This window comes from Saonia sp., assembly GCF_056326165.1.
Genome location: NZ_JBWFBN010000001.1, coordinates 41,081 through 66,278 on the forward strand (window position 1 = coordinate 41,081; position 25,198 = coordinate 66,278).

The following is a 25,198-nucleotide window of genomic DNA, read 5'->3' on the forward strand; positions in this document are numbered from 1 at the left end:
TTATGTCCAAAAAATATTCAGAGAACAAAATAAAGGTTCCACGTTTTAAGGAGGAATCTGGTTTTTATACCACGCCCAAACGCTCCAAAATCATGGGAAAGATACGTGGAAAGTACACCAAACCAGAACTGGCTTTTAGAAAGGCTTTATGGGCTACAGGATATAAGGTATTCCAATTTTGGGAAAGTGAAATCAAAAAAGAGTTGGAACATTGTTTGGCAGAAGTGCTGGCACACTTACAAAAACAAAAAATTAATTCCTGCCCTTTTTAGTACATTTATGTACAATAGCCATATCTCATGACTTATAGCAACAAAAGTATTGTTTCAAAATTACCCAATGTAAAAACCACCATTTTTACTACTGTAAATATGTTGGCAAAAAAACACAGTGCAATAAGTCTTTCTCAAGGGTTTCCAGATTATGAAATGGATTCGGACCTTATCAAATTGGTAAACCAAGCAATGAAGGGAAATAACAATCAATATGCCCCTATGCAGGGGGTTTTTTCTCTTCGAGAAGTTATCTCAGAAAAAATTGAAACGCTATATGGCATTAAATACAATCCTGAAACCGAGATTACCATCACGGTTGGAGCTACTCAAGCAATTTTCTCAACCATTTCTGCATTTATTAGACCTGGTGATGAGGTAATTGTTTTTAAACCTGCTTATGACTGTTACGAGCCCGCAATAGAAGTAAATGGTGGGATTCCAGTTTTTGTTCAATTACGAGGAAAAGATTATGAAATTGATTGGCAAGATTTTAAAAGTAAAATAACGCCCAAAACAAAAATGGTGGTTATAAATACACCACATAACCCTAGCGGAACTATTGTTTCTGAAAAGGATATTCTAAAATTACAAGAGATTTTAATAAACACAAATATTCTTGTTGTTAGTGATGAAGCTTATGAGCATATAGTTTTTGATGGAAGGCAACACCATAGTCTCTCAAAATATAATGATTTAGCTTCCAGAAGTTTTATCTGCGCTTCTTTTGGCAAAACCTTTCATGCAACAGGCTGGAAAATGGGCTACTGTGTTGCGCCAAAAGAATTGATGAAAGAATTTCAGAAAACACACCAGTTTAATGTCTTTAGTGTTCACCATCCTACACAAATAGCATTAGCAGAATATCTTAAAGATTCAAAGAATTATCTTGGCTTAAGTGATTTTTTTCAAGAGAAACGTGATTTTTTTCTTGAAGGAATCAAAGACTCAAAGTTTAAATTTTCGCCTAGTGCAGGAACCTATTTTCAGCTTTTGGATTATTCGGCCATAACCAACGAAGGTGATGTAGAGTTTACTGAACGATTAATAAAAGAGTATAAACTGGCTTGTATTCCAATTTCCGTTTTTAATGTTGACAATCTCGACAATAAACAACTAAGATTTTGCTTTGGAAAAAAGAAAGAAACCTTAGAAAAGGCCATAGAAATCTTGAATAAGATTTAATCATATTTCAAATCATAACGCAATAACCAATCGGTTTGCTCATCTCTACCAATAAAATAAGGGTGTGTTCCAAATTTTGAAAAGCCATGGCGCTCATAAAATCTAATTGCCTTTTCATTATGTTCCCAAACTCCTAACCATATATATTCTTTCTGCATTTTGTTTGCCAGAGTTTTTACTTTGCCCAACATCCATTCTCCTATTCTCTTACTCTGAAATTCTTGCGATACATAAATGCGTTCCAATTCCAAGGAGTTTTTTTCTTTTATATCCGTCTGGGCATCCCATTCATTCAATTTAAAATACCCGGTTATAATATCATCGTAGTAAACAAAATAGAAATATGAATTTGGGTTTTGGAGTTCGCGTAAAATCTTTTCCTTCTTAAAAGCAATCTCAATATAAGTTTTAAAGTCTTCAGGGTTGTTTTCAGCTTCAAAAGCATCAACAAATGTTTTTTTGGAAATATGAATTAGCTCCTGTAGTTGGTCAGTCTTGCATTTTTTAATGTGAAGATTCATACAACCAATTTATTCTAAAAATAAAAAAGGAGCAAAACTTATTAGCTTTGCTCCTTTTATTTTGTTTTGGCTTCTAATTATAACATAAATAATTTCTTTGCCAACATCAATACACCTCTATAAAAAGTGTTTCTATTTACATAGATTTCTTCTTCAACAGGCTTGTGGTTAATTTGGGATTCCATAGGTTTTAGGTTTAATACATTGTAAGGTTTGGGTAAAACCTTTTTAATACATTCTAAATATAAAATAAAATAACGCAACATCTAAATTTATGTTGTAAAGTAATTCCATAATGTTGCCAATAAAATGATTGTGATTGCGGCATCGATGAAATGCACTCTTAAATTATCATTTCTGGGATTTCTCCATCAACAGATAAAGTGCCTTCCGTTGCCTTTTCTATGACGTCCACAGAAACTCCAGGAGCTCGTTCTTTTAGAAGAAAACCGTTAGGTGTAACTTCTAAAACCGCTAGGTTAGTCACAATCTTTGTAACACAACCAACTCCTGTTAATGGTAGAGAGCATCTTTTTAACAATTTAGATTCCCCAGCTCTATTGGTATGCATCATGGCTACAATAATATTATCGGCAGATGCAACCAAATCCATTGCACCACCCATACCTTTGACCATTTTTCCTGGAATTTTCCAATTGGCAATATCACCATTCTCCGCAACCTCCATAGCGCCCAAAATAGTAAGGTCTACATGCCTCCCGCGTATCATACTAAAGCTAAGGGCGGAATCAAAAAAAGAAGCGCCCGGAAGCGTTGTAATCGTTTGTTTGCCCGCATTGATAATATCTGCATCTTCTTCTCCTTCAAAAGGGAATGGTCCCATTCCAAGCACTCCATTCTCACTTTGAAATTCCACATTAATATCCTTGCGAACAAAATTCGCCACCAATGTAGGAATGCCAATACCAAGATTTACATAATAGCCATCTTGTACTTCTTGGGCAATGCGTTTTGCTATTCCGTTTTTATCGAGCATTATTTTTGTCTTACCGTTCTTTGCTCTATTCTTTTTTCGTAGTCTTTCCCCTGAAAAATCCTTTGTACAAATATTCCAGGTATATGAATCTCGTTAGGGTTTAATTCTCCTGCAGGAACCAATTCTTCTACCTCAGCAACAGTAATTTTTGCAGCTCCACACATGCATGGATTAAAATTACGCGCTGTACCTTTAAAAATAAGATTGCCTGCTTCGTCCCCTTTCCATGCTTTTACAAACGAGAAATCTGCTTGAAAAGCTTCTTCTAGCACATACATTTTACCGCTAAATTCTCTGGTTTCTTTTTCTTCGGCGACTTCGGTTCCATAACCAGCAGGAGTATAAAATGCTGGGAATCCAGATTGTGCAGCCCTGCATTTTTCTGCCAGCGTTCCTTGGGGTGTCAATTCAACTTCCAATTCCCCGCTTAGCATTTGGCGCTCAAATTCATCGTTCTCGCCAACATAAGAGGAAATCATTTTCTTTATTTGATGCTTTTGCAACAACAGCCCCAAGCCAAAATCATCTACTCCTGCATTGTTAGAGATGCAGGTAATGTCCTTAATCTCTAAACGAACCAACTCTGCAATTGCATTTTCTGGAATTCCGCACAAGCCAAAACCACCTAACATAAATGTCATGCCATTACTGACACCCTCTAATGCTTCTTTGACATTGACTACGGTCTTACGTATCATTTTTAAAAATCTAAGTCTTCCAAATCATCTTCTTGATCAACATCTTGTTCCGTATCCTCTTTATACTTGGTACAATCTACCTCAATGGACAAATTCTCTGGTTTGGGAAATTCTTCAGTGGAAACACCAATTTCCTCATTGGCATAATTCTTTTTCATATAAAGGCCCCAAATAGGCAGTGCCATGGACGCTCCCTGTCCATAATTTATGGTTTTAAAATGTGTAGCTCTATCTTCTCCACCAACCCAGACTCCCGTTACCAAATTGGGAACCATCCCCATAAACCAACCATCACTTTGGTTTTGTGTAGTACCTGTTTTACCTGCAATAGGGTTTGTTAATCCATAAGGATAACCTGTTATTATTTCTTTATAAACATAATTGTCTTTATTAGAGGAATGTCTTAGTCGCGCACCGGCAGACCCTCCTTGGGTAACTCCCTCCATAAGATTTATCATAGCATAGGCCACATCCTTGCTCAACACATCTTTGGTTTCTGGCACATATTCAAACAATACCTGCCCGTTTTTATCCTCAATACGGGTCACCATTACAGGTTTAACATACACCCCTTGATTGGCAAAAGTTCCATAGGCTCCAACCATTTCATATACATTTACATCTGGTGTTCCTAGTGCAATAGATGGTACTTCTAATATCTCTCTAGTTATTCCCGTATTTCTTGCAATAGTAGCAACTGATTTTGGCCCTACCATATCTATTAACTGTGCGGTAACAGAGTTTATAGAATTTGCAAGGGCTTTTTTTAAAGTTAATTCATTACCTGAAAATTTTCCATTAGAATTATCTGGACACCAGGGTTCTGGGTTTCCATGTTTTTCTGCTTCTATACAATATTGAGTATCTGGATAGGAATCACAAGGCGATAATCTTAGTTGGTCAATTGCTGCGGCATATACAAAAGGCTTAAATGTAGAGCCTGCTTGGCGACCTCCTTGAATTACATTGTCATATTGAAAATGCTTGTAATTTAACCCTCCGACCCATGCCTTAACATGACCAGTTTGTGGTTCAATGGACATCATGGCTGTTCTTAAAAAAGTCTTGTAATACCTAATTGAATCCAACGGTGTCATTACCGTATCCTTTTCTTGGGTGTCACTGTTCCAATCAAAAACAGTCATCTCTGTTTCCTTTTTAAAAGAAGCACGTATTTCATTTTCAGATTTTCCCTGTTTTTTCATTTCACGCCATCTATGTGAATTTTTCATGGCCCGCTCCATAATGGCATCTATCTCAAACTGTTCCAAATCTAAAAAAGGAGCTGTCCTGTTTCTATCTGGTGTGTTTTGATTGAAGAATTCCGCCTGCAACTTTTTCATATGCTCTTTTACAGCATCTTCCGCATTGGCTTGCATTCTAGAGTCTACAGTTGTATATATTTTTAAACCATCTAGGTAAAGATTATATCTATCGCGACCATCTTCCATTACCGGTTTAGGGTTTTTATCAATCCAATTGTTCATGAATTTTTGCAAATTCATTCTAAAGTAGGTGGCCAAACCTTCCCTATGATTTTCTGGACTAAAATTAATGTCCATATCCAAAGCCTGCAACGAATCTTTTTCTTTCTCGGTGATATAATCATACTTTGCCATTTGCCCTAACACCGTATTTCTACGATTGCGGACTAATTCTTCCCTTCTAATTGGGTTGTAGTATGATGAATTCTTGAGCATGCCCACCAATACAGCCGATTCTTCTATTTTAAGGTCAATAGGTTCTTTTCCAAAATAAATTCTCGAAGCGGACCGAATTCCATCAGCATTATTAAGAAAATCATATATGTTAAGATACATGGCAATGATTTCTTCCTTAGTATATTGCTTTTCTAATCTGGTGGCCAAAACCCATTCTTTTGCTTTTTGAAGTATGGCTTGCGTCTTTTTTTCCTTTTCACGAGCACCAATAAACAATTGTCTGGAAAGTTGTTGTGTAATTGTACTTGCGCCCCCTTTTTTACCCAAATAAGCCACTGCTCTTAAAGTTCCTCGCGCATCAATTCCTGCATGGTTAAAAAAACGGGCGTCTTCAGTAGCCACAAGAGCGTCTACTAAATTTTGCGGTAAATCTTCAAAAGAAACTGGGGTTCTGTTGTCATCCAAATAAAATTTACCCAACAATTCTCCATCTGAAGATATTATCTGAGAAGCTAAATTGGTTTTGGGATTTTCTAAATGCTCATAAGCTGGCATTTCACCAAAAACCCCCCATGAAGCCAATAAAAATAAGAGTGCAAAAGAAAGAACACCAGTTGCAAACAAAATCCAAAACCACTTAATATATTTAAGGAAACCCTTGTTCTCCTTTTTCTTTACAGCCTTTGCCATAGCTTTTAATTACTTTTTTCAATTTGAAATCCTATATCGGAAATCCCTTCTAAATCCATTATGCCTTCCACATTTCCATTTTTTCTCATGGCGTGGGACAGTCTTACATTATATACGCCGCCGACAGGAAAAACGATGTTTTCCTTATACCATAATTTATTCTCCTTAACACTTCCGTTGCCTTTTCCCATCCACTGCCCATTTGGTAGTGCCATTTCATATTCCAAAGTATCTTTTACAGTCTCGCCGTTAGGGTAGTTTAATTCTGCTATTAAAAAAAGGTTACTGTACTGGAATGTATTGTCGTTTCTTATGTTGATGAATAAATTGTGCGGATTGATGGTGTCCATGTCAGAAAAATTGAATTCCATTATACCATCCATCCGCCAACTGCCATTTTCTGTGCTTTTATACTCCGAAAATAAGATCTTATCATCGTTACAACTACTTGTAAAAATGAGTAAGACTACTATGAAAAACAGTCTTTTATCCATTTTTTACAGGCTTCTTGTTCTTGTTTCTCCTATTTTTGTTCTTGTTTCTGTTCCTTTTTCGCTTTGGTTGATCAAAACGAGTAAGGCTATCTTGGCCAACAACATTTTCAAATACTTTTTTGTCTTCGACTATATTGTCCTCCGAATATTCCTCCAAGCTTTCTACCTTTTCCCCTTTTTTATTTTTTTCCAAAATTTCTGCAACCTGCTCCTTTTTTAAGGTGTGCCAAACTGCAGGTTCATTTCTATAAGAGAACCAAAGGGTTTCTTTAAAAATATCTGATTTCTGACAAAAGGCAAGACCTTTTTCTGTCATAAGTTTGCTGTCGTTCGAAGGGAAATCTTTTAATGCATCCAAATACATGTCTAGCTCATAATTGAGACAGCATTTTAATTTTCCACATTGCCCCGCCAATTTCTGGGGGTTTAATGAAAGCTGTTGATAGCGTGCCGCAGCAGTACTTACAGATCTAAAGTCTGTCAACCAAGTAGAACAACATAACTCTCTCCCACAAGAACCTATACCACCCAAACGTTGGGCTTCCTGCCTATAGCCTATTTGGCGCATTTCTATACGAATACTAAAGGCTTTGGCCATATCCTTTATCAACTGTCTAAAATCCACTCTGTCTTCAGCAGTATAATAAAATGTGGCCTTTGATGCATCCCCTTGAAATTCAACATCAGAAATTTTCATTTGTAAATTAAGAACTATGGCAATTTCACGAGCTCGTTTCTTAATTTCTTCTTCTTTGTTTCGGCATTTCTGCCAAATATCAATATCTTTTTGTGATGCTTTTCGGTATATTTTAGGAAGCTCAGGGTCTTTAAAATCGATTTTCTTTTTGGTCATCTGTACCCGGACCAATTCGCCCGTTAGGGTAACCATTCCCACATCATGTCCAGATTTTGCCTGAGTAGCTACAATGTCCCCAATAGAAAGGGATTGCTTTTCTGTATTTTTAAAAAACTCTTTTCTGCTATTTTTAAAACGGACTTCTACACAGTTAAACTGCTCTTCCCCATTTGGTGGAGACATATTGGAAAGCCAATCAAAAACCGTTAATTTATTACAGCCATCGGTACCACAAGTGCCGTTATTTTTGCACCCTTTAGGCTGGCCGTCTTTACCAGTTGAACAACTGCTACAACCCATGTTTTATATATTGATTTAGTGAAAAGAAATTGCTATTTCACTAAAATAAGGTTCATAAAAATTTACTTAAAGGTAAAGATAGCACAATTTGTTACAGATAAGAAATCTAAGCTTATAAATGGATGTTAAATGAAATCTCGGTTTAATAGTTAAAATATAGCGTAGCTATTTTTTGAATTTTAGTGCCTCTGACCGTCCTTTTTTAAAGATTTTATTGCTTGCATGTTTCCCTTTTCTCAATCTTTTTTGCTCTTCAAAAGGCAACGCGTGTATCTCTTTACAAGCATCAGAACAACAATCGTTCATTTTTTCTGCACAGGATTTACATTGAATAAATAATAGATGGCAAGCCTCATTGGCACAATTAACATGTATGTCACAAGGATTGCCACATTGGTGGCATTTTGCAATTACATCTTGGGATATACGTTCTCCCCTTCTATGGTCAAAAACAAAGTTTTTGCCCATAAATTTATTTTCAAGCTTTTGTTTTTCTACTTGTCTGGCATACTCAATAATTCCACCTTCCAATTGATAAACTTGCTTAAATCCTTTGTGTTTATAATATGCACTAGCCTTTTCGCAACGGATTCCTCCTGTGCAATACATCACCAATTTTTTATCTTCTTTATGGTCTTTTAGATCCTCTTCAATTATATCCAAAGAATCCCGAAATGTATCCACATCTGGTGTAACTGCATTTTTAAAATGACCTATTTCGCTTTCATAATGATTTCGCATATCCACCAATACCGTATCTGGGTCTTCAATAAGCTCATTGAATTTCTCAGCATTAACATGAATCCCTTTATTGGTAACATCAAATGTATTATCGTTTAATCCGTCCGCGACAATTTTATGCCTAACTTTTACCTTTAGTTTTAGAAACGACTTATTGTCTTGTTCTATAGCTATATTAAGCCTAACATTTTCTAAAAAAACAATACTGTCTAAATGTGATTTAAAAGCTTCAAAATTATCCGCAGGGACAGATAATTGAGCATTTATGCCCTCATTGGCAACATAGATTCTTCCTAGGACATCTAGCTCGTTCCAATGAATAAATAAGTGATTTCTAAAAATCTGGGTGTTTCCTATATGTGCATATTTATAGAAAGAGATGGTAAGCCGTTCTCTACCGGCCTCCTCAATCATTGCTGCTCTTTCCTTTGCACTTAATGTATTGTACAGTTGCATGCTATACCAATAGTTTAAGTTAAAGAATATTTTAAAAGGGCAAAGATAGTAATTCGCCTTAAATTAAAAAGAGCTTCGTGAATTACGAAGCTCTTTTAAGGCCATCTCTATATGTTCTCTTTTTCATAGAAATTACAACAAAATGGAAAGAGTATGACCATCGTTGCCCATAGTAAAAACCATGGAATATGAGTTAGTTTGTCTTTAAGATGCATCATTTACAAAAAGGTTGCGTTGGCATTGTTATATGATAAAAGAATTGGTAATTTAGCCTTCCTAACTTAATATATAATGAGCACAGAAAAAGACGCAAAGCTAAAAGCCCTTAAACTTACATTGGATAAACTGGACAAAACCTACGGAAAAGGCGCTGTCATGAAAATGGGGGATAGTGTAATTGAAGATGTAGAGGTCATCTCTTCTGGTTCATTAGGGTTGGATATTGCTTTAGGTGTTGGGGGCTACCCACGTGGAAGGGTTGTAGAGATTTACGGTCCAGAATCGTCTGGTAAAACAACTTTAACCTTGCACGCCATTGCCGAGGCACAAAAAAATGGGGGAATTGCTGCTTTTATAGATGCAGAGCATGCTTTTGACCGTTTTTATGCCAAAAATTTAGGCGTGGATATTGACAACCTTATTATTTCCCAACCAGATAATGGGGAACAAGCATTAGAAATTGCGGATAATCTAATACGTTCTGGAGCAATTGATATTGTTATTATAGATTCCGTTGCTGCATTGACTCCTAAAAGTGAAATTGAAGGCGAAATGGGTGATTCCAAAATGGGATTACATGCCAGATTGATGTCACAAGCCCTAAGAAAATTGACTTCGTCCATAAGCAAAACCAATTGTACCGTGATTTTTATTAATCAATTGCGTGAGAAAATTGGAGTAATGTTTGGAAATCCTGAGACTACAACCGGTGGTAATGCCCTTAAATTCTATGCTTCTGTCCGGTTGGATATTAGAAGGTCTACCCAAATAAAAGATACTGATGGTGCTGTACAAGGAAATAAAACCCGTGTTAAAGTGGTGAAAAACAAAGTGGCGCCGCCTTTTAGGACTGCTGAGTTTGATATTATGTACGGAGAAGGAATTTCTAAAGTAGGGGAAATTTTGGATCTTGGCGTAGAGTACGAGATTATTAAAAAAAGTGGCTCTTGGTTTAGTTATGGAGACACTAAGCTTGGGCAAGGTAGGGATGCTGTAAAAAGTCTCTTGTTAGATAACCCAGAACTGCTCGAAGAGCTAGAAGGTAAAATAAAAGAAGCCCTGAATGCTATAAAAGAATAAGTTAAAATCCCGCAAAAAGCGGGATTTTTTATTTGTAAACGCAACCTTTATTTTTAATTTTCATCTTTAGGAAGAAAATCATGAGTTATGAAGAGGTTGTTTTTCTATATAATTGTTCTATTTGCTGCCATAACTTTAGGGTCTTGCAGCTTGGACAATGATGATGTAAACTTTGAGTTTACCTATTTACAAATTGTAGATGTTGAGGTGCCAGAATCCTTTGACGTAAATGATACTTATCAAATTAATGTTACGTATCTTAGGTCAGATGAGTGTACTTTTTTTCAAGGTTTTGATGTAATTAAGGTAGATCAAACTACACGTGAAGTTGTGGTAGTTGGTTCTGTTTTAACAGATCAAACAACTTGTGTACAGGTGAATCAAGAAGTTCAAACTTCTTTTGATTTTCAAGTACTATATTCAGATACATATCATTTTAAATTTTGGAGTGGGGAAGATGAAAATGGAAATCCTCAATTTATAGAGGTCGATATCCCAGTAAACTAAGCGCTTATAAACTAAATACCTAACCAATATTTTGAGTTTAGACAGGCTCATACACGATTGTAAGAAGGGCAATAAAAAAGCCCAAGAACAACTATACCGCAAGTATGCGAGTGTACTGTTTGGTGTATGCCTAAAATATTCCAGGAATAAGACAGAGGCTGAGGATAACCTTCACGATAGTTTTTTAACCATTTTTAATAAAATAGGCCAATACACCAAAAAGGGCTCTTTTGAAGGGTGGATAAAAAGAATAACGGTAAACACTGTATTACAGAAATATAGAAAAGAAGAATATTTAAACCTGGTTTCGGAAAATTACCAAGAAGAAGCCACTGTGGAAACAAGTTACACGGATATTAGCCTTGCAACATTACTGGGCTATATACAAGAACTCCCAAACAAATACAGAACAACCTTTAACCTTTATGTTTTGGATGGGTATTCCCATAAAGAAATAAGTGACCTTTTGGGAACATCCACAGGAACGTCAAAATCCAATCTTGCAAGAGCAAGAATGATATTAAAAGAAAAAATCGAAAAAGAAAGCATAAACATTGCCTAACGCATTAAAAAAATGAGCAAAAAGAATTTAGATAATTTGTTCCAAGAAAAGTTTAAAAACTTTGAACAGGTTCCAGATGAGAAAGTCTGGAAATCCATCGAAGCTTCTTTGGACAATAATAAAAAAGACCGAAAAATTATCCCCATCTGGTGGAGACTTGGAGGCGTGGCAGCTCTACTGGCCATTTTATTTTATATAATAAATCCTTTTGAAGGTGAAAATAGTAGTGTTGAACCTGTTATTACTGATGTTGAAAACACTGTAGTTCCAGAAAACGTAGAAAAATCAAATTCCGCCAAGGATTTGGGTGTGCCAAATTTAGTTGATGAAGAACAAGTTGTTACTACAGGTGAAATTGATTCCAATTCCAGTAATTTAAATGGCAACAGTATGTCTTCTACAAGTATTTCTGGTAAAAATTCCCAAATTACTTCAGTCAATGCGGCAAAGAATGAATCTAATTTAAAAACATTAAGTAAAAATACCGATAATTATAATTTCCAGTCAAATACTGAAAATGAAGCTGTTGCTGTTCTTAATAAAGTAGATGATTCCAAGGATGAAATTCATGATGTTATCAATAAAAAAGAAAATGAACTTGAAAAAAATCTTTTGAATACCGAAAATGAAGAAGCTATCGCTCTAGTTGATGAGAAAAAAGAAGATGTTTTAGAAGAAACTCTTAAAAAATCCATTTTTGATGAGATAGAGGAAACAAATAAGGAAGATGAAGTAGTGGAAAACAATTCAAAAAAATGGTCTGTTGGCCCAAGTATTGCGCCTGTTTACTATAATGGTATTGGTAATGGGTCTCCTATAGATTCGGATTTTACTTCCAATTCTAAATCCGGAGATGTAAACCTTAGTTTTGGTATTAACGTTTCTTACGATATCAGCAAAAAATTGAGCCTCCGTTCTGGTATTCATCGTGCCGATTACGGTTATAGCACCAATGATATTGCTTTTTCTTCAACTCTAAATGGTTCGGCAGATATAGACAATATAGATTATTCCAAAAGTTCCCGAAATATTGTTGTGGAAAGTAGTTCAAAACCGCAAGCTTTTGCAAATGATGAGACTTCAGCAGCCGATGCCTCTTTGGATGGTAATATGCTACAACAGTTTGGTTATTTAGAAATGCCTTTAGAATTAAATTATGCATTAATAGATAAAAAAATAGGTGTTAATTTAATTGGCGGAGTTAGCTCCATGCTTTTGATAAATAACAATGTTATATTAGAATCTGATGGTCTTGCAACAGAAATTGGAGAAGCCAATAATATAAACCCCATTAATTTTAGTACCAATTTTGGTTTTGGAATAAATTACAAACTTACACCGCAAACACAGCTCAATGTTGAGCCTATGTTTAAATATCATTTGAATACATTTTCTGAGGCTTCCGGGAATTTTCAGCCTTATTCAATTGGGGTCTATAGCGGTATAAAATTTAAATTTTAGAAGATGTTGGTTAGGTAATCACTGTTCTTTACAGTGATGTTTTTAAACGCCTCACAACTCTGTGGGGCGTTTATTTTTTGCATCAGCAACCAATTCGTCATAGATAGTCTCCCGCACTTCTTCCCTTAATGTTGACTTGTCATCTTCATCCAATATTCCGGTTTCCACAAATGAATGTATTTTGGCTCTAATAGGGCCTGGGCTTCCGCTAAGAAAAGTAAACGAAAACCGTTTTTTGTTATCATAAAAAGTCATAGGTACAATGGGAATTTTATGGGCAATTGCCATTCTAAAGGCTCCATCTTTAAATTCATCCAAAACAAGTTTTTCATCAGGCACACCTCCTTCGGGGAAAATACAAATGCTGGAACCTTCATTTAGTCTTTTTTGTGCCCTTCTATAAACACCTACCCTGCTTCTACTGCTATCCCTATCTACCATAATACAAACTCGTTTATAAAAAAAACCAAAGACAGGGATTTTCACAAGTTCCTTCTTGCCAACAAATACAAAAGGGGTTTTGCTTATTTTCAACATCAACATAATGTCTAACATGCTGGTATGGTTTGCAATAAGCATATAGCTTTTTCCTACTTCCATCTTTTGTTCAAATTTAATTTTTGGGACACACCACATACCGTACAGTATAAAATTGGCCCAAACGTTCCTTGCTAACCAAAAAAACTGAGGATATGTTCTCTCTGATATTGAAAAAATAAAAAGTAAGGGAAAAAGCACAAAAATGGGAATGGCCACCAAAATATAGAACCAAATGCGGTAGATTACATGTCCTATATGCCTAAAAAAGGTTCGCATTGTATCAAAAGTAAGAATTTCAAAAGGTTTTTTATGATTTCTTTTACCTTTGTCTCACTTTCATTAAAATAATAAATGGCAAGAATCTTAACAGGAGTACAAAGTACAGGAACCCCACACTTGGGAAATATATTGGGTGCAATTTTACCAGCTATACGAATGGCAGAAAATCCAGAGAATGAAGCTTTTCTTTTTATTGCTGATATGCATTCGCTTACACAAATAAAAGACGGAGCAGTATTGCGAAACAATACTTATGCCACAGCTGCAACCTGGTTGGCTTTTGGCTTGGACATAGAAAAGTCTGTTTTTTATAGACAAAGTGATGTTCCACAGGTAACAGAACTTGCTTGGTACCTAAGTTGCTTCTTCCCATATCAAAGATTAACACTTGCCCACTCATTTAAAGACAAGGCAGACAGGTTAGAAGATGTAAATGCCGGGTTGTTTACATACCCAATGCTCATGGCGGCAGATATTCTGTTGTATGATGCCAATATAGTACCTGTTGGGAAAGATCAATTACAGCATTTGGAAATGACTAGAGATGTTGCTTCCCGTTTTCATGCGCAATTGGGAGAGACTTTTGTGTTACCTGAAGCCAAGGTGCAAGAGGAAACTATGTATATTCCTGGGACTGATGGCGGTAAAATGAGCAAAAGCCAAGGGAATATCATTGATATTTTCCAAACCGATAAGAAATTACGAAAACAAATTATGGGCATACAAACCGATAGTACTCCTATGGAAGAACCAAAAGACCCAACCCATGATAACGTTTTTGCGCTCTACAAAATCTTAGCCTCACAGGAACAGATTGAAGAAATGAGCGCCAATTATTTGGCTGGAAACTATGGATACGGGCATGCAAAGCAAGCCTTGTATGAGGTTATAGTAAACAAGTTTGATGAAGCTCGTGAGAAGTTTGATTATTATATAAACAACCCAAATGAAGTTGATGAAGCTCTAGCAATTGGAGCAGAAAAAGCCAAAAAAGTAGCGAATGAAGTGCTGGCTCGAGTTAGAAATAAGGTTGGGTATTAATTTTAGCCTAACAAACCACCTAGTTTGTTTTTAAAGTTTTACTTCTACTTATCAAAGAATTAGATTCTGATTGGAAAAAGAAAAACATCGATGAAATGCACTATTTATTCATTTCTATCTCTTTTTAAATATTTTACAGACCACGTGGTTTGCTAAATGCTATATAGCTTCAAACAATTTTCCAGGTAAAGGACGTATGGCTCCTTTCATTTCCATGTTCAAAAGGGTAGAAGAAACTTTGTAAACAGGTAGCTTACATTCCAAAGCAATACTATCCAATAACCGCTTTCCATTTTTATGTAAAAAATCATATATGATTTTTTCATCAGTATTAAGTTCAACAAACAATTGCTTTTGTACCGTCTTACTTTCTTTGGTTTTAACTTCCCAGTTCAACAAATAGATTAAGTCAGCTGCCGAGGTCAACATATGTGCTTTTTGTTGTTTTATTAGATTATTGCACCCCGTACTATATTTATCCCCAGCTCGTCCAGGCACAGCAAAAACTTCTCTATCATAACTATTAGCAATATCTGCCGTAACCAAACTTCCGCCCTTCTCTGCAGATTCCACAACAATTGTAGCTTCGGCCATTCCAGCAATGATTCTGTTGCGTTTTAAAAAGTTCTCGCGTTCTGGATTGCTATTGCTCCAAAATTCAGTCATAAAGCCCCCGTTTCTCTCTATTTCAGCAACATACTTAGAATGTACCTTTGGGTATATTTGGTTTAATCCATGCGCCAAACAACCTATTGTTTGCAGATTATACTTTAATGCCGCTTTTTGAATGCAAATATCCACACCATAGGCAAAACCACTAACGATTACCGGATTAAGAGGAGCTAAATCTTCAACCAATTTTTCACAAAATGCAGTACCATAACTTGTAATGTTTCTTGTGCCAACCACACTTATAATTTTTCGATCCATTATGTCAATAGCTCCCTTGCTAAAAATTAAAATAGGGCCATCAATACAATGCTTTAGATAAGCAGGATAATTATCATCCATAAAATAACTGAAAGACACATTACTTCTCTGAATATATTCAAATTCCTGTTCGCCTGCCTCCAAGTGTTCTGCGTCATAAAGACCCTGAATTGTATGTGTGCCAATACCGTTGATTTTTAATAAGTTTTGCCTCTTATCCTCAAAAACGGCCGATGGACTACCACAATGGGAAATCAGCTTTTTAGCCGTAACATCCCCAATATTTGGGATGTTTTGAAGTCTTAAGGCTGCAATCAATTCATCTCTAGTCATTTAAAAAATCTTAACGGTAGCCTACCAAAATACATAATTTAGAATGTTAATAAAAAGTTATGCGACTTATTTTATTCGTCCCTATTTTTTTCAATATTTGTCTTAGAGCCTATGGAAAAATATATAGCTGATTTACTGTATCGATATAACTGTGTAACAGTGCCAAAACTTGGTGCTTTTCTTACACAAGCAAAATCTGCTTATATTCTGGAAAATACCCATACATTTTATCCTCCCAGCAAAGTGCTTTCTTTTAATGAACAGGTGGCCTCCAATGATGGCTTACTAGTTTCCTATATGGCCGATGTTGAAAAGATTTCCTATGAAGATATGTTGATTCATGTAGAGAATTCTGTTGAGGAGTGGAAAACGCAATTAAATAGTGGTAAAAGATTAATGTTACCAAATATTGGCGATATGTGGTTAAATGATGAAGGGAAAATTCAATTTCAGCCTACGCAGTTGGTAAATTATCTTACTTCATCATATGGATTAAAGTCTTTTGTTTCTGCACCTGTAACCAGAGAAGTTTTAAAAGAAGAAGTAATTGAGTTGGAAGAAAGAATTCCTTTTATCATTACTCCAGAAACTAGGGAAGAAGTCGCTGAAAGTAGCTCCTTTAGACCTTATTTAAAATATGCCGCTATTATTTTGCTTGCATTGTCAACGGGTTTTACTGGTTTTCAATTCTATAAAAATACCCTTGGAAATCAAGATGTGGTAAGACAAGATGCCCAAAAAGAAGTTTTTAGAAACATTCAAGAGGCTACTTTCTTTAACACCAAACCTATGGAGTTACCAGCTTTAACCATTGAAGCAAAGGCAAAAAACACTCCCAAGGTTGCGCCAACTCCCAAAAATGGCCAAAAAGTACATCATATCGTAGCTGGCGCTTTTAGAATTGAAGCAAACGCAGAGAAAAAAGTACAGGAGTTAAGGGACAGGGGTTATAATGCAGCATATATTGGCACTAATCCGCACGGACTACACCAAATAAGCTATGATAGTTTTACAGATGCCAAGGAAGCATTGCAATTCCTTAGAAAAGTAAAAAGAACTGAATCTAGTGAAGCTTGGATGCTTTCAGTAAAATAATAATCCCTTCTTTATTTTAAGTAAGTACTATCTTTGCTCAAAATAAAGATATGCAGTCCAAAACGCCCAGTGAATCTATAACCACCATGACGGATATGGTGCTCCCAAGTGAAACCAATTCCTTAAACAATTTATTCGGGGGTGAATTATTGGCCAGGATGGACAGAGCCGCAAGTATTGCTGCTGGTCGCCATAGTAAATGTGTTACCGTAACTGCCTCTGTTAACCATGTTGCTTTTAATATGGCGGTTCCATTAGGAAGTGTGGTGACCGTAGAAGCAAAGGTTTCCAGAGCTTTTAACACATCTATGGAAGTCTATATTGATGTTTGGATGGAAGACGTTGATGGTGGCCGATTAAAAGCCAATGAAGCCATTTATACCTTTGTTGCCGTTGATGACAATGGCAAACCGACAAAAGTTCCAGCTATTCATCCAGAAACTGAGCTTGAAAAGGAACGATTTGCTGGCGCTTTACGAAGAAAACAATTAAGTCTAGTCTTGGCAGGAAAAATGAAGCCCAATGACGCTACAGAGCTTAAGGCGTTGTTTATGGGTTAAGCTTTATAACTGATAAATCCACTCCTCTGGATTTAATTTGGTTGTGTTTTTATACAAATAGAATTTTAATTGGGTTTGTCCATTAGACCGATTGGTATTTATTTCTCCCAATTCTTGTTTAACTACCACTTTGTCTCCTTTTTTTACATACAAATCAGATAAATTATAGTAGGTGCTTATAAAATTTCCATGTTTTATTTGAACACCTTTACTACCCCCTGGAACTGCCAAAATTGCAATAACTTCACCTTCAAAAACAGCGCGAGCCTTGGAGCCCTTGTCTGTTGCTATAATAACACCATTGTTTTGGTGTTTTATTCCAGGATATACGGCGTCGCTATATACACCAAAACCTTTGCTTTTAATTCCTTTTTCAACTGGCCATATTAATTTCCCCTTATTGGCAGTAAAATTATTGGCAATCAAAGTCGCTTCAGGTGTCAATGCAAACGTATTGCTATTGGTAGTGTTTCCAGATGCCTTGTTAGATGCTACAATGGCACTACGAATCAACCTCTCTATCTGTTGGTCTATTTTCCGAGCCTCACTTTTCTTTTTTTGAATAGCCGAAGTGTATTTGCTTTCATTGCTTCTTATGGACCTTAATAATTCTTTTTGGTTGTTCATTTCCCTAGAAAGTGCACTTTTTGTTTTTAAATTCTCGGCTATAAGCACATCCTTTTGCTTTCGCTGTTCAGTAAGTCCTCTATTTAAATTGGCTAGCTCGTCCGTTTTGGAAACAATCTGCTCGCCTTGTTCTTTTCTATACTCCGTATATTGCTTCATATACTGAAAGCGTTTAAACGCCTGAAAAAAGTTTTCTGAGGATAACAGGAACATTAATCTACTTTCTTGAGACTTGTTTTGATATGATTTTTGAATCATATTGGCATATTCCTCCTTTAAGGTCTTTAAATCATCTCTTAACTTAGAAATACTCCGAATGTTAGTATTGATTTGCCTGTTCAATAGATTGGATTGTTGATTAGTAACCCTTATTAACTGCTGACTTATATTAATTTTTTGGTCCAAAGCATCCATTTGATCCAAGACGTTTCCTTTCTCTCTCTTTTCAGCAAAAAGAAGACGATTTATTTCTTTTATTTCATTTTGGAGCTGTGCCCTCTTAGCCTCTAATGCTTTTTGCTCATTGGTTTGAGCAAAAATGGGGGCACACATAAATAGTGTAACTAAAACAACATAAATAAAATGAATGCCTTTATGTTTCATATTACTTTAAAACTACTTCTTTAAAACCTTTTGGTATTTTATATGGAAAATTAACTGATTTATTGAACTCCATGCTCCTATACTTTATATCTATTGTAGTTCTTTCATCATCTTGCAAAGCAACAATGCCAATTTCATTTGGCAAGACTCTTTTCTCTATCTCTTGATAATTTTTATACTGAACTTCTAACAATCTTTTTTCCCAAGGTTGTGAAATTTGCTGAGTTGCCATTTTAAAATTCTGTGGTTCTATTTGAAACAATGCCTTAAATAAATCTTGTGCCTTTCTAGGTTTTAATTCGTAATTGCTATTGTTTACCGAAACATCATACTTTTCTTCTCTTAAGTCAAAAATAGCTTGACCCAACAATAGGTTCTCAACTTTTTCAAAATTCAATTCGGTTCCCAATAAATTGCTTAGATAGCTAAAGTCGCCATCAAAATATTCGTTTTGTAATTTATTATAAAACGACACCCTATTTGGTGTAATATAGACCTTAACCATCCCAAGTGGGGCACTTATCCATATGGCCTTGTCCTTTTCCATACGCAAACTAACACTTACACCTTGTGAAGATTCCCCATCAGAATAATCAATTTTCATTCTGCCAGTAAGCGTTTTATAACTAAGTTGATTATTGTAATGGTTCTTAATGACATTTTTGGCCGCTAAACCATCATCTATCTTACCATCAGTCAAGACCTTATTTGTTTTACAGGAAAACAGTACTAAGGTGGTAATGAAAACCAATATCAACTTTTTTGTCATTTTATAGTGTTTAACCATAATCTACAAACCAGATTTAATTTTACTAAGATAATTATTTGCCTTGCCACTATTTCCAAGTGCATTGAATGCATTTGCCAACTCATGGTAGACTTTATTCATTAAATCCACATCATCCAAAATATAATCCAAAGCCAATTCTAAAATTTCCACAGCTTCTTCTGACTTTCCGTTTTTATTCAAAGCCAATCCATTTACATAATAGAAATAGGGCTGAGAAGGAAAACTTTCCATAGCTTCCAAACTTAAGCTTTCTAATGACTTAAAATCACTTTTGGTCACTAACAACCCTTCAATTTGAAGTTTAAGTTCTTCAACTGGGTTAACTTCTCTCTCTACAACTGTGTTTTTAATGCCTTTTGCGTTAGGTTTAGCTGCATGGTCAATTGAATCCTTGATTTTTGATGTTAAAATTTCTGTGAAGTCAGATTTTTTTATACTCTTCAGTATATTTAATGCTTTATTGTATTTTTTCTGGTTATAATAGACTGTAGCCAAATTCTCTTTTAGCTTGATATTTGTAAATGGAATCTGTGCACTAACACTTTCGATAGTTGTTCCTTGCTTTTGGATGATGTCCACTAAAGTATTAAGATACCAGATATTTTCTGGAGCAGCACTAACCGCATTTATTGCATATTCTTGTGCTGAAACATATTTTTTTGACGCATAGTATGCTTTTGCAAGTTCCGAATCGACCACCTTATTGATAGGGTCTAGGTTTTTGCATTTTAAAAGAAGGTTTATTGCCCTGTCATAATTCTCGATACCCTTTTGTTTTAAAGCTTCAAAAAATGCTTCTTGAAACTCATCTGAATACTCTTCCAGAAAAACCTCAGCGCTCTCTTCTACATCAATCTCTCCTTCTTGGGCGTGGACATCTACGAGGATTACAAACCCAAACAAACAAGATATTAGAAAATGTATACTTGCCTTCATTTCATTCAACAAAAAGATTTTTCGATTCTACTTAAAAATGATATCCAAGTATCAATCACAAAAACTATTCCAGTACTGAATAATCCCCAATACTTATAGTTTCAAATTTACCATTAAAAACCACATGGTTTCCAATCATAGCATTGTCCAAATTAGCACTATTTATTTTGCTATGTGTCTGTATTATACTATTCTTAATGGTTGAATTCTCAATAACAGTATTATTCCCTACCGAAACATATGGGCCAATGGTAGAGTTTTTTAACACCACGTTTTCTCCTATAAAACATGGCTCAATAATATTGGCATTATCCAATTTAACTGAATCCGCAATCAATGCCTCTCCATCTTTTTCCAAAAACCCAAGCATCCTTTGGTTAGTTTCCACAGTTACGTTTTTGTTACCGCAATCCATCCACTCATCTACAGTCCCTGTTTTAAAGACTTTCCCAGTAGCCATCATCCGCTTAATTCCGTCATTTATCTGGTATTCTCCGCCATTTATGATGTTATTATCCAAAACATACTGCAGCTCGTTCTTTAAAACACCTACATCTTTAAAATAATATATGCCAATAACCGCTTGGTCACTTACAAAAGTTTCTGGCTTTTCTACCAATTCTGTAATCTCACCACGCTCATTTAAATTCACCACTCCAAAAGCTTCAGGATTTTCCACTTTTTTTGTCCAAATAACGCTGTCAACTTCCTTGTCTAAATCAAAATTCGCCCTAATCAATGTGTCCGCATATGCAATAACCGCAGGTCCAGAAAGTGATGGTTCTGCACACATTATAGCATGGCCTGTTCCTTTTGGGTCTAACTGACGATAAATAGTAGGCTTGGCATCTAAACTCTGAGCCAATTCTTTTAGGCTCTCAACAACATCATCTCCAAAAAAAGCTGGATCTCCTAAAATAAATGCTATTTCATCAACTTTTTCGCCCAATATTTTAGTGATGTCACTTACCAAACGATGTACAATGGGTTTCCCTGCAACGGGAATTAATGGTTTGGGAACTGTTAAACTATGCGGGCGAAGACGCGACCCACGACCTGCCATTGGAACTATTATTTTCATATTGTTGTATTATTGCTTCAAAAGCAGAAATCTCTTTTTTGAACTAATCATATTTAATGGTTTCCTGCCTTCGCAGGAATTACAATCTTATTTTACTCCTGTACTTCCAAAACCACCTTCTCCTCTTTGAGTTTCGGATAATTTTTCAACTTCTAACCATTCCGCTCTTTCGTGTTTAGCAATTACCAATTGAGCTATTCGCTCTCCAGGTTCCACAACAAATTCTTCGTTGGAAAGGTTCACAAGAATAACTCCTATCTCCCCTCTATAGTCTGCATCTACTGTTCCTGGTGCATTTAACACAGTTATGCCTTTTTTGGCGGCCAAGCCGCTTCTAGGTCTTACCTGTGCTTCAAATTCTATCGGCAGTTCAATAAAAAGACCTGTTTTAATAATGGCTCTCTCTAAGCTTTGTAACGTAACCGATTCTGAAATATTGGCTCGTAAATCCATCCCTGCCGAAGCAATAGTCTCATAATGCGGTAAAGAGTGATTGGAACGGTTAATTATTTTAATCTTCATTCTTAAGAAATATTTTTTTTAGTTTTTCATTTTCTAACTTATATACCAGTCCCAAAAAGAGCGCAAACAGTATGCTGCCAATAATCAAATTCCTGTTAAAAACATAAAACGAAATTGCAGAAAAACTTATCGACACTAATAAATAAAACAAGATTTTTCTCATATTATAGGGTACTGGATAATACCTTCTTCCAAAGAAATAGGAAAGCAACATCATACTGCCATAAGCAGATAATGTAGCAAGGGCTGACGCCATATATCCAATTTTTGGAATCATGGCATAGTTAATCATAATAGTCAAAACAGCACCAATCATTGAAATATATGCGCCATAAATGGTCTTGTCTGTTACTTTGTACCATACAGACAAACTATGATAAATTCCTAAAAAGAAAGCAGCAAGAATTATAATTGGGACTATAGTCATAGCTTCCCAATAATCCTGATTTGGAATAAAAATTACTTTTAACACATCTGAGAATACTATGACCCCCAAAAGAATAACACTTCCAAGAACTACAAAATAATTAGTAATCTGGGCATAGGCTAATTGTGGTTTTCTAGAATTAGAATGGCTAAAAAAGAAAGGTTCTATACCCATTCTAAACGCTGTGCCAAAAAGGGTCATAAATAATGCCAATTTATAACATGCAGAATACTTCCCAACCTCACTTTCTGCAATGTTTTCAGGTAGCAATTCAGTAAGTAAAATACGATCAAAAACCTCATTTATGGTAAATGCAATACCAGCCACAAGAATTGGCAACCCATATTGCATCATTTTTTTCCATAAAGAAACTCCAAACACATAGGGTCTTTTAAAGTAAAGACGTACCATCAATAAAAATGTAACTGCGCTGGCAATAAGGTTTGATATAAAAATGTACGAAATTTCAAAATTTGGTTTGTATAAGCCATTTAAAAATGAATCTGGATTGTTCTCTACAATTTTGGGAAGTACTAAAAGGAAAAAAATATTCAGTCCTAAATTAATAACCACATTCATAATTTTCACCAAAGAATAACGCATGGGTTTCTCCCTTGCCCTTAACCAAGCAAAGGGAACTACAACCAAGGCATCCAATGCAATAATATAAATAGTGTATTTAATGTATTTTTCATCAATCTTAGTAATATCGGCCACTGTATTTTGAAGCATAAGTGCCAATACCAAAAAAATAATAGTGGTCCCAAAAACGGATAACAATGCAGTAGATGTTACTTTGTGCTTATCCCTAGAGCCATTGTAAAATCTAAAAAAAGAAGTCTCCATCCCGTACGCCAAAATCACATTAAATATGGCAAACCAAGCAAAGATGAATGATATTTTTCCATAACCAGCTGTTTCCAAAATGCCAGTATATAAAGGCAGGAGTAAAAACGACAGCATTTTTGGCAACACAGTTGCCAAGCCATATATGAATGTTTGCTTAAAGAGTTTCTTTAGTGGATTCAATACCGTGAAATAGAGTTTAAAAGTAGTTATTTAAACCCTGTGAACAAAGTTAGTTCCGAGGTTTTGCTGCTGGATATATTTTAGGGGCTATTTCCTTTACTTTATCTATTTTAAAGTACTTGGTTTTGCCATTTTCATTAAAACTCAGCACAGCCTCTGTATCATTTAGTTCAAATGGGAACTTCTTTCTATTGTTTTTATCCATTGCAGGAGGTTGATTTCCTGCTTCTTCTCTTGGATCGGCATGCATAATAATATCTGGTTTTGTAGTGGTGTATTTTGCAACTGCAGTTTCCTTATCGTCCATAAAAGAAACTTTGGCAATTCTTCCTCTAAAAAACACCTCTTTTAACTCAACATTATCCATAAGGATTTCTGTCACAGGAATTTTTAACTCATAGCCCGTTCCAGATTGTTCCATACCACCCACCCATTTTTGGGCAGTAACATTTCCTAAAACAAAAGGCACTTCTGTTTGTAGCTTTTTCTGTGAAGAGCAGCCTGAAAATAATAGGGTCATTATTATTCCTGTATATACAAAGTTTCTCATTTTTCTAGATAATTGATTTTATAAAGATATAAAACCAAAAGTAGTGCCAAATACTGAAGAGACAAATATTATGCACAGTTCTATAAACAAAAAACCTCACGGTATTGTGAGGTTTTTTATATTATATGGATTACTGCCTACGCAGGAATGACAAATCATTTAATTGTTCAACGTTTCTGCTCTTTGTAAATTTGGCTTCGCAATGCTACGCCTAATTGTTCAACGCTTCCGCTCCACCAACAATTTCAAGGATTTCATTGGTAATAGCTGCTTGTCTTGCTTTGTTGTATGTTAACTTCAATTGGTCTCTAAGCTCTGTTGCATTGTCCGTAGCCTTATGCATTGCAGTCATACGCGCACCATGTTCACTAGCAAAAGAATCTCGTACTGCTTTGTACAATTGCGTTTTTAGTGACTTAGGAATTAACTGTTCTACAATCTCAACCTTGGATGGTTCAAAAATGTAGTCAGCATTAGAATTAGTATCCCCTTCCAAAGGGACAATTGGCAAAAACTGCTCGCTCATTATAATTTGAGTAGCTGCATTTTTAAATTTGTTATATACCAATTCAATTTTATCATACTCGCCAGTAGTAAATTGCTTCATTAAACTTTCCGCAATCTCAGCTACATTGTCAAATGTAAGATCGTCATAAACACTACTATGATTTGCTATTACATTGAAGTTTTTTCCTAAACTATCATTTGCCTTCTTCCCTATTGCAATAAAATCTACCTGCTTACCTGCATATGTATCGTTTGCTAAAACAATACTTTGTTTTAAAATATTAGTGTTAAAGGCACCACACAAACCTCTGTTTGAGGTAATGGCCACAACTAATACTTTTTCTACTTCTCTATTATCAGCAAATTTGCTTCCACCTTCAGTTAAACTACCACTTAAACTTTGTAAAAGCTCAGTTAATTTATCTGAATAAGGTCGCATAGCAGTAATAGCATCCTGCGCTTTTTTCAATTTAGCAGCAGATACCATTTTCATGGCACTGGTTATCTGCATGGTTGATGAAACCGACGCTATTCTATTACGTATTTCTTTTAAGTTTGCCATTTTATAATATTAAGTATTGAGTAAATAGTAGTTAAACTACATTCTAACAAAACACTTTAAGAATATTAAGCACATAAATAAAAACA

The 25,198-nt window shown here is 35.4% G+C and carries 26 protein-coding genes; 9 read left to right on the top strand and 17 right to left on the bottom strand.

All coding sequences use genetic code 11. The features are described 5' to 3' along the window. Positions 1 to 2: 2 nt before the first annotated feature. The gene (locus tag AC000W_RS00170) at positions 3 to 272 is read left to right on the top strand and encodes a hypothetical protein (RefSeq protein ID WP_474745041.1); all 270 of its coding nucleotides are present in this window, start codon (positions 3 to 5) and stop codon (positions 270 to 272) included. A 27-nt stretch (positions 273 to 299) separates the two neighbouring features. After that, the gene (locus AC000W_RS00175; RefSeq protein ID WP_474745043.1) at positions 300 to 1,457 is read left to right on the top strand and encodes a methionine aminotransferase; all 1,158 of its coding nucleotides are present in this window, start codon (positions 300 to 302) and stop codon (positions 1,455 to 1,457) included. Here AC000W_RS00175 and AC000W_RS00180 read toward each other — a convergent pair. The 7 genes from AC000W_RS00180 to trhO form a co-directional block, all read right to left on the bottom strand. After that, positions 1,454 to 1,978 carry a GNAT family N-acetyltransferase gene (locus AC000W_RS00180; RefSeq protein WP_474745044.1) on the bottom strand — a complete coding sequence of 175 codons (525 nt, stop codon included), beginning with the start codon at positions 1,976 to 1,978 and terminating at the stop codon, positions 1,454 to 1,456. The genes AC000W_RS00175 and AC000W_RS00180 overlap by 4 nt on opposite strands. Before the next feature lie 343 nt (positions 1,979 to 2,321). Then, on the bottom strand, positions 2,322 to 2,975 hold the full coding sequence (locus tag AC000W_RS00185; RefSeq protein WP_474745046.1) for a 3-oxoacid CoA-transferase subunit B: 654 nt from the start codon (positions 2,973 to 2,975) through the stop codon (positions 2,322 to 2,324). Further along, positions 2,975 to 3,673 (bottom strand): CoA transferase subunit A, encoded by a 699-nt coding sequence (locus AC000W_RS00190; RefSeq protein ID WP_474745048.1) that lies wholly within the window; start codon positions 3,671 to 3,673, stop codon positions 2,975 to 2,977. The genes AC000W_RS00185 and AC000W_RS00190 overlap by 1 nt, the downstream gene beginning before the upstream one ends. A 2-nt stretch (positions 3,674 to 3,675) precedes the next feature. Beyond that, positions 3,676 to 6,024: a transglycosylase domain-containing protein gene (locus tag AC000W_RS00195; protein WP_474745050.1), complete on the bottom strand. Its 2,349-nt coding sequence runs from the start codon at positions 6,022 to 6,024 to the stop codon at positions 3,676 to 3,678. 5 nt (positions 6,025 to 6,029) lie between these two features. After that, the gene (locus tag AC000W_RS00200) at positions 6,030 to 6,518 is read right to left on the bottom strand and encodes a gliding motility lipoprotein GldH (RefSeq protein WP_474745052.1); all 489 of its coding nucleotides are present in this window, start codon (positions 6,516 to 6,518) and stop codon (positions 6,030 to 6,032) included. Next, the gene (locus AC000W_RS00205; protein WP_474745054.1) at positions 6,511 to 7,674 is read right to left on the bottom strand and encodes a PSP1 domain-containing protein; all 1,164 of its coding nucleotides are present in this window, start codon (positions 7,672 to 7,674) and stop codon (positions 6,511 to 6,513) included. Before AC000W_RS00205 ends, AC000W_RS00200 begins: the two co-directional genes overlap by 8 nt. 165 nt (positions 7,675 to 7,839) lie before the next feature. Next, positions 7,840 to 8,871 carry an oxygen-dependent tRNA uridine(34) hydroxylase TrhO gene (trhO, locus tag AC000W_RS00210; RefSeq protein ID WP_474745055.1) on the bottom strand — a complete coding sequence of 344 codons (1,032 nt, stop codon included), beginning with the start codon at positions 8,869 to 8,871 and terminating at the stop codon, positions 7,840 to 7,842. A gap of 291 nt (positions 8,872 to 9,162) precedes the next feature. Between trhO and recA the strand changes: the two genes are divergently transcribed. From recA to AC000W_RS00230, 4 genes are all read left to right on the top strand, one after another. Next, on the top strand, positions 9,163 to 10,170 hold the full coding sequence (gene recA, locus AC000W_RS00215) for a recombinase RecA (protein WP_474745057.1): 1,008 nt from the start codon (positions 9,163 to 9,165) through the stop codon (positions 10,168 to 10,170). An 87-nt stretch (positions 10,171 to 10,257) separates the two neighbouring features. After that, entirely contained in the window at positions 10,258 to 10,677 is a 420-nt protein-coding gene (locus AC000W_RS00220) for a hypothetical protein (RefSeq protein ID WP_474745059.1), read from the top strand. Positions 10,678 to 10,708: 31 nt separating this feature from the next. Further along, positions 10,709 to 11,239, top strand: coding sequence for an RNA polymerase sigma factor (locus tag AC000W_RS00225; protein ID WP_474745060.1), 531 nt, complete (start codon positions 10,709 to 10,711; stop codon positions 11,237 to 11,239). A gap of 12 nt (positions 11,240 to 11,251) precedes the next feature. Further along, positions 11,252 to 12,700 carry a hypothetical protein gene (locus AC000W_RS00230; RefSeq protein WP_474745061.1) on the top strand — a complete coding sequence of 483 codons (1,449 nt, stop codon included), beginning with the start codon at positions 11,252 to 11,254 and terminating at the stop codon, positions 12,698 to 12,700. Between the two features lie 51 nt (positions 12,701 to 12,751). On the opposite strand, the gene AC000W_RS00235 is transcribed toward AC000W_RS00230, so the two are convergent. Next, entirely contained in the window at positions 12,752 to 13,516 is a 765-nt protein-coding gene (locus tag AC000W_RS00235; protein ID WP_474745063.1) for a lysophospholipid acyltransferase family protein, read from the bottom strand. A 75-nt stretch (positions 13,517 to 13,591) separates the two neighbouring features. Between AC000W_RS00235 and trpS the strand changes: the two genes are divergently transcribed. Next, positions 13,592 to 14,560 carry a tryptophan--tRNA ligase gene (gene trpS / locus AC000W_RS00240; RefSeq protein ID WP_474745064.1) on the top strand — a complete coding sequence of 323 codons (969 nt, stop codon included), beginning with the start codon at positions 13,592 to 13,594 and terminating at the stop codon, positions 14,558 to 14,560. Between the two features lie 159 nt (positions 14,561 to 14,719). On the opposite strand, the gene dprA is transcribed toward trpS, so the two are convergent. After that, positions 14,720 to 15,823 (bottom strand): DNA-processing protein DprA, encoded by a 1,104-nt coding sequence (gene dprA / locus AC000W_RS00245; RefSeq protein ID WP_474745066.1) that lies wholly within the window; start codon positions 15,821 to 15,823, stop codon positions 14,720 to 14,722. Positions 15,824 to 15,934: 111 nt separating this feature from the next. Here dprA and AC000W_RS00250 point away from each other — a divergent pair, with 111 nt between their 5' ends. Together AC000W_RS00250 and AC000W_RS00255 are read left to right on the top strand one after the other, a co-directional pair. After that, entirely contained in the window at positions 15,935 to 16,918 is a 984-nt protein-coding gene (locus AC000W_RS00250) for an HU domain-containing protein (protein WP_474745067.1), read from the top strand. Positions 16,919 to 16,968: 50 nt separating this feature from the next. Next, positions 16,969 to 17,478, top strand: coding sequence for an acyl-CoA thioesterase (locus tag AC000W_RS00255; RefSeq protein ID WP_474745068.1), 510 nt, complete (start codon positions 16,969 to 16,971; stop codon positions 17,476 to 17,478). A gap of 3 nt (positions 17,479 to 17,481) precedes the next feature. Here AC000W_RS00255 and AC000W_RS00260 read toward each other — a convergent pair whose 3' ends face one another. From AC000W_RS00260 to atpG, 8 genes are all read right to left on the bottom strand, one after another. Further along, positions 17,482 to 18,708, bottom strand: coding sequence for a murein hydrolase activator EnvC family protein (locus AC000W_RS00260; protein ID WP_474745069.1), 1,227 nt, complete (start codon positions 18,706 to 18,708; stop codon positions 17,482 to 17,484). Between the two features lies 1 nt (position 18,709). Further along, a complete protein-coding gene (lolB1, locus tag AC000W_RS00265) occupies positions 18,710 to 19,477 on the bottom strand; it encodes a lipoprotein insertase outer membrane protein LolB1 (protein WP_474745071.1) in 768 nt (255 codons plus the stop codon). Between the two features lie 21 nt (positions 19,478 to 19,498). Continuing rightward, the gene (locus AC000W_RS00270) at positions 19,499 to 20,434 is read right to left on the bottom strand and encodes a tetratricopeptide repeat protein (RefSeq protein WP_474745072.1); all 936 of its coding nucleotides are present in this window, start codon (positions 20,432 to 20,434) and stop codon (positions 19,499 to 19,501) included. Positions 20,435 to 20,498: 64 nt separating this feature from the next. Further along, entirely contained in the window at positions 20,499 to 21,515 is a 1,017-nt protein-coding gene (locus AC000W_RS00275; RefSeq protein ID WP_474745074.1) for a sugar phosphate nucleotidyltransferase, read from the bottom strand. A gap of 87 nt (positions 21,516 to 21,602) precedes the next feature. Continuing rightward, positions 21,603 to 22,037 carry a dUTP diphosphatase gene (gene dut / locus AC000W_RS00280; RefSeq protein WP_474745075.1) on the bottom strand — a complete coding sequence of 145 codons (435 nt, stop codon included), beginning with the start codon at positions 22,035 to 22,037 and terminating at the stop codon, positions 21,603 to 21,605. Continuing rightward, on the bottom strand, positions 22,027 to 23,493 hold the full coding sequence (locus AC000W_RS00285) for a lipopolysaccharide biosynthesis protein (RefSeq protein WP_474745077.1): 1,467 nt from the start codon (positions 23,491 to 23,493) through the stop codon (positions 22,027 to 22,029). The genes dut and AC000W_RS00285 overlap by 11 nt, the downstream gene beginning before the upstream one ends. Before the next feature lie 49 nt (positions 23,494 to 23,542). Continuing rightward, positions 23,543 to 24,043: a hypothetical protein gene (locus AC000W_RS00290; RefSeq protein ID WP_474745078.1), complete on the bottom strand. Its 501-nt coding sequence runs from the start codon at positions 24,041 to 24,043 to the stop codon at positions 23,543 to 23,545. Positions 24,044 to 24,254: 211 nt separating this feature from the next. Then, positions 24,255 to 25,112 carry an ATP synthase F1 subunit gamma gene (gene atpG / locus AC000W_RS00295; protein ID WP_474745079.1) on the bottom strand — a complete coding sequence of 286 codons (858 nt, stop codon included), beginning with the start codon at positions 25,110 to 25,112 and terminating at the stop codon, positions 24,255 to 24,257. Between the last annotated feature and the right edge of the window lie 86 nt (positions 25,113 to 25,198).

What these genes read in the sequence shown, in the direction of transcription:
- recA (WP_474745057.1), top strand. Translation starts at nt 9,163, where the DNA reads ATGAGCACAGAAAAAGACGCAAAGCTAAAAGCCCTTAAACTTACATTG.
- AC000W_RS00250 (WP_474745067.1), top strand. Translation starts at nt 15,935, where the DNA reads ATGGAAAAATATATAGCTGATTTACTGTATCGATATAACTGTGTAACA.
- AC000W_RS00175 (WP_474745043.1), top strand. Translation starts at nt 300, where the DNA reads ATGACTTATAGCAACAAAAGTATTGTTTCAAAATTACCCAATGTAAAA.
- AC000W_RS00200 (WP_474745052.1), bottom strand. Translation starts at nt 6,518, where the DNA reads ATGGATAAAAGACTGTTTTTCATAGTAGTCTTACTCATTTTTACAAGT.
- atpG (WP_474745079.1), bottom strand. Translation starts at nt 25,112, where the DNA reads ATGGCAAACTTAAAAGAAATACGTAATAGAATAGCGTCGGTTTCATCA.
- AC000W_RS00270 (WP_474745072.1), bottom strand. Translation starts at nt 20,434, where the DNA reads ATGAAGGCAAGTATACATTTTCTAATATCTTGTTTGTTTGGGTTTGTA.
- AC000W_RS00230 (WP_474745061.1), top strand. Translation starts at nt 11,252, where the DNA reads ATGAGCAAAAAGAATTTAGATAATTTGTTCCAAGAAAAGTTTAAAAAC.
- AC000W_RS00185 (WP_474745046.1), bottom strand. Translation starts at nt 2,975, where the DNA reads ATGCTCGATAAAAACGGAATAGCAAAACGCATTGCCCAAGAAGTACAA.
- AC000W_RS00180 (WP_474745044.1), bottom strand. Translation starts at nt 1,978, where the DNA reads ATGAATCTTCACATTAAAAAATGCAAGACTGACCAACTACAGGAGCTA.
- trhO (WP_474745055.1), bottom strand. Translation starts at nt 8,871, where the DNA reads ATGCAACTGTACAATACATTAAGTGCAAAGGAAAGAGCAGCAATGATT.
- dprA (WP_474745066.1), bottom strand. Translation starts at nt 15,823, where the DNA reads ATGACTAGAGATGAATTGATTGCAGCCTTAAGACTTCAAAACATCCCA.
- AC000W_RS00290 (WP_474745078.1), bottom strand. Translation starts at nt 24,043, where the DNA reads ATGAGAAACTTTGTATATACAGGAATAATAATGACCCTATTATTTTCA.
- AC000W_RS00190 (WP_474745048.1), bottom strand. Translation starts at nt 3,673, where the DNA reads ATGATACGTAAGACCGTAGTCAATGTCAAAGAAGCATTAGAGGGTGTC.
- AC000W_RS00235 (WP_474745063.1), bottom strand. Translation starts at nt 13,516, where the DNA reads ATGCGAACCTTTTTTAGGCATATAGGACATGTAATCTACCGCATTTGG.
- lolB1 (WP_474745071.1), bottom strand. Translation starts at nt 19,477, where the DNA reads ATGACAAAAAAGTTGATATTGGTTTTCATTACCACCTTAGTACTGTTT.
- AC000W_RS00275 (WP_474745074.1), bottom strand. Translation starts at nt 21,515, where the DNA reads ATGAAAATAATAGTTCCAATGGCAGGTCGTGGGTCGCGTCTTCGCCCG.
- AC000W_RS00205 (WP_474745054.1), bottom strand. Translation starts at nt 7,674, where the DNA reads ATGGGTTGTAGCAGTTGTTCAACTGGTAAAGACGGCCAGCCTAAAGGG.
- trpS (WP_474745064.1), top strand. Translation starts at nt 13,592, where the DNA reads ATGGCAAGAATCTTAACAGGAGTACAAAGTACAGGAACCCCACACTTG.
- AC000W_RS00195 (WP_474745050.1), bottom strand. Translation starts at nt 6,024, where the DNA reads ATGGCAAAGGCTGTAAAGAAAAAGGAGAACAAGGGTTTCCTTAAATAT.
- AC000W_RS00260 (WP_474745069.1), bottom strand. Translation starts at nt 18,708, where the DNA reads ATGAAACATAAAGGCATTCATTTTATTTATGTTGTTTTAGTTACACTA.
- dut (WP_474745075.1), bottom strand. Translation starts at nt 22,037, where the DNA reads ATGAAGATTAAAATAATTAACCGTTCCAATCACTCTTTACCGCATTAT.
- AC000W_RS00255 (WP_474745068.1), top strand. Translation starts at nt 16,969, where the DNA reads ATGCAGTCCAAAACGCCCAGTGAATCTATAACCACCATGACGGATATG.
- AC000W_RS00220 (WP_474745059.1), top strand. Translation starts at nt 10,258, where the DNA reads ATGAAGAGGTTGTTTTTCTATATAATTGTTCTATTTGCTGCCATAACT.
- AC000W_RS00170 (WP_474745041.1), top strand. Translation starts at nt 3, where the DNA reads ATGTCCAAAAAATATTCAGAGAACAAAATAAAGGTTCCACGTTTTAAG.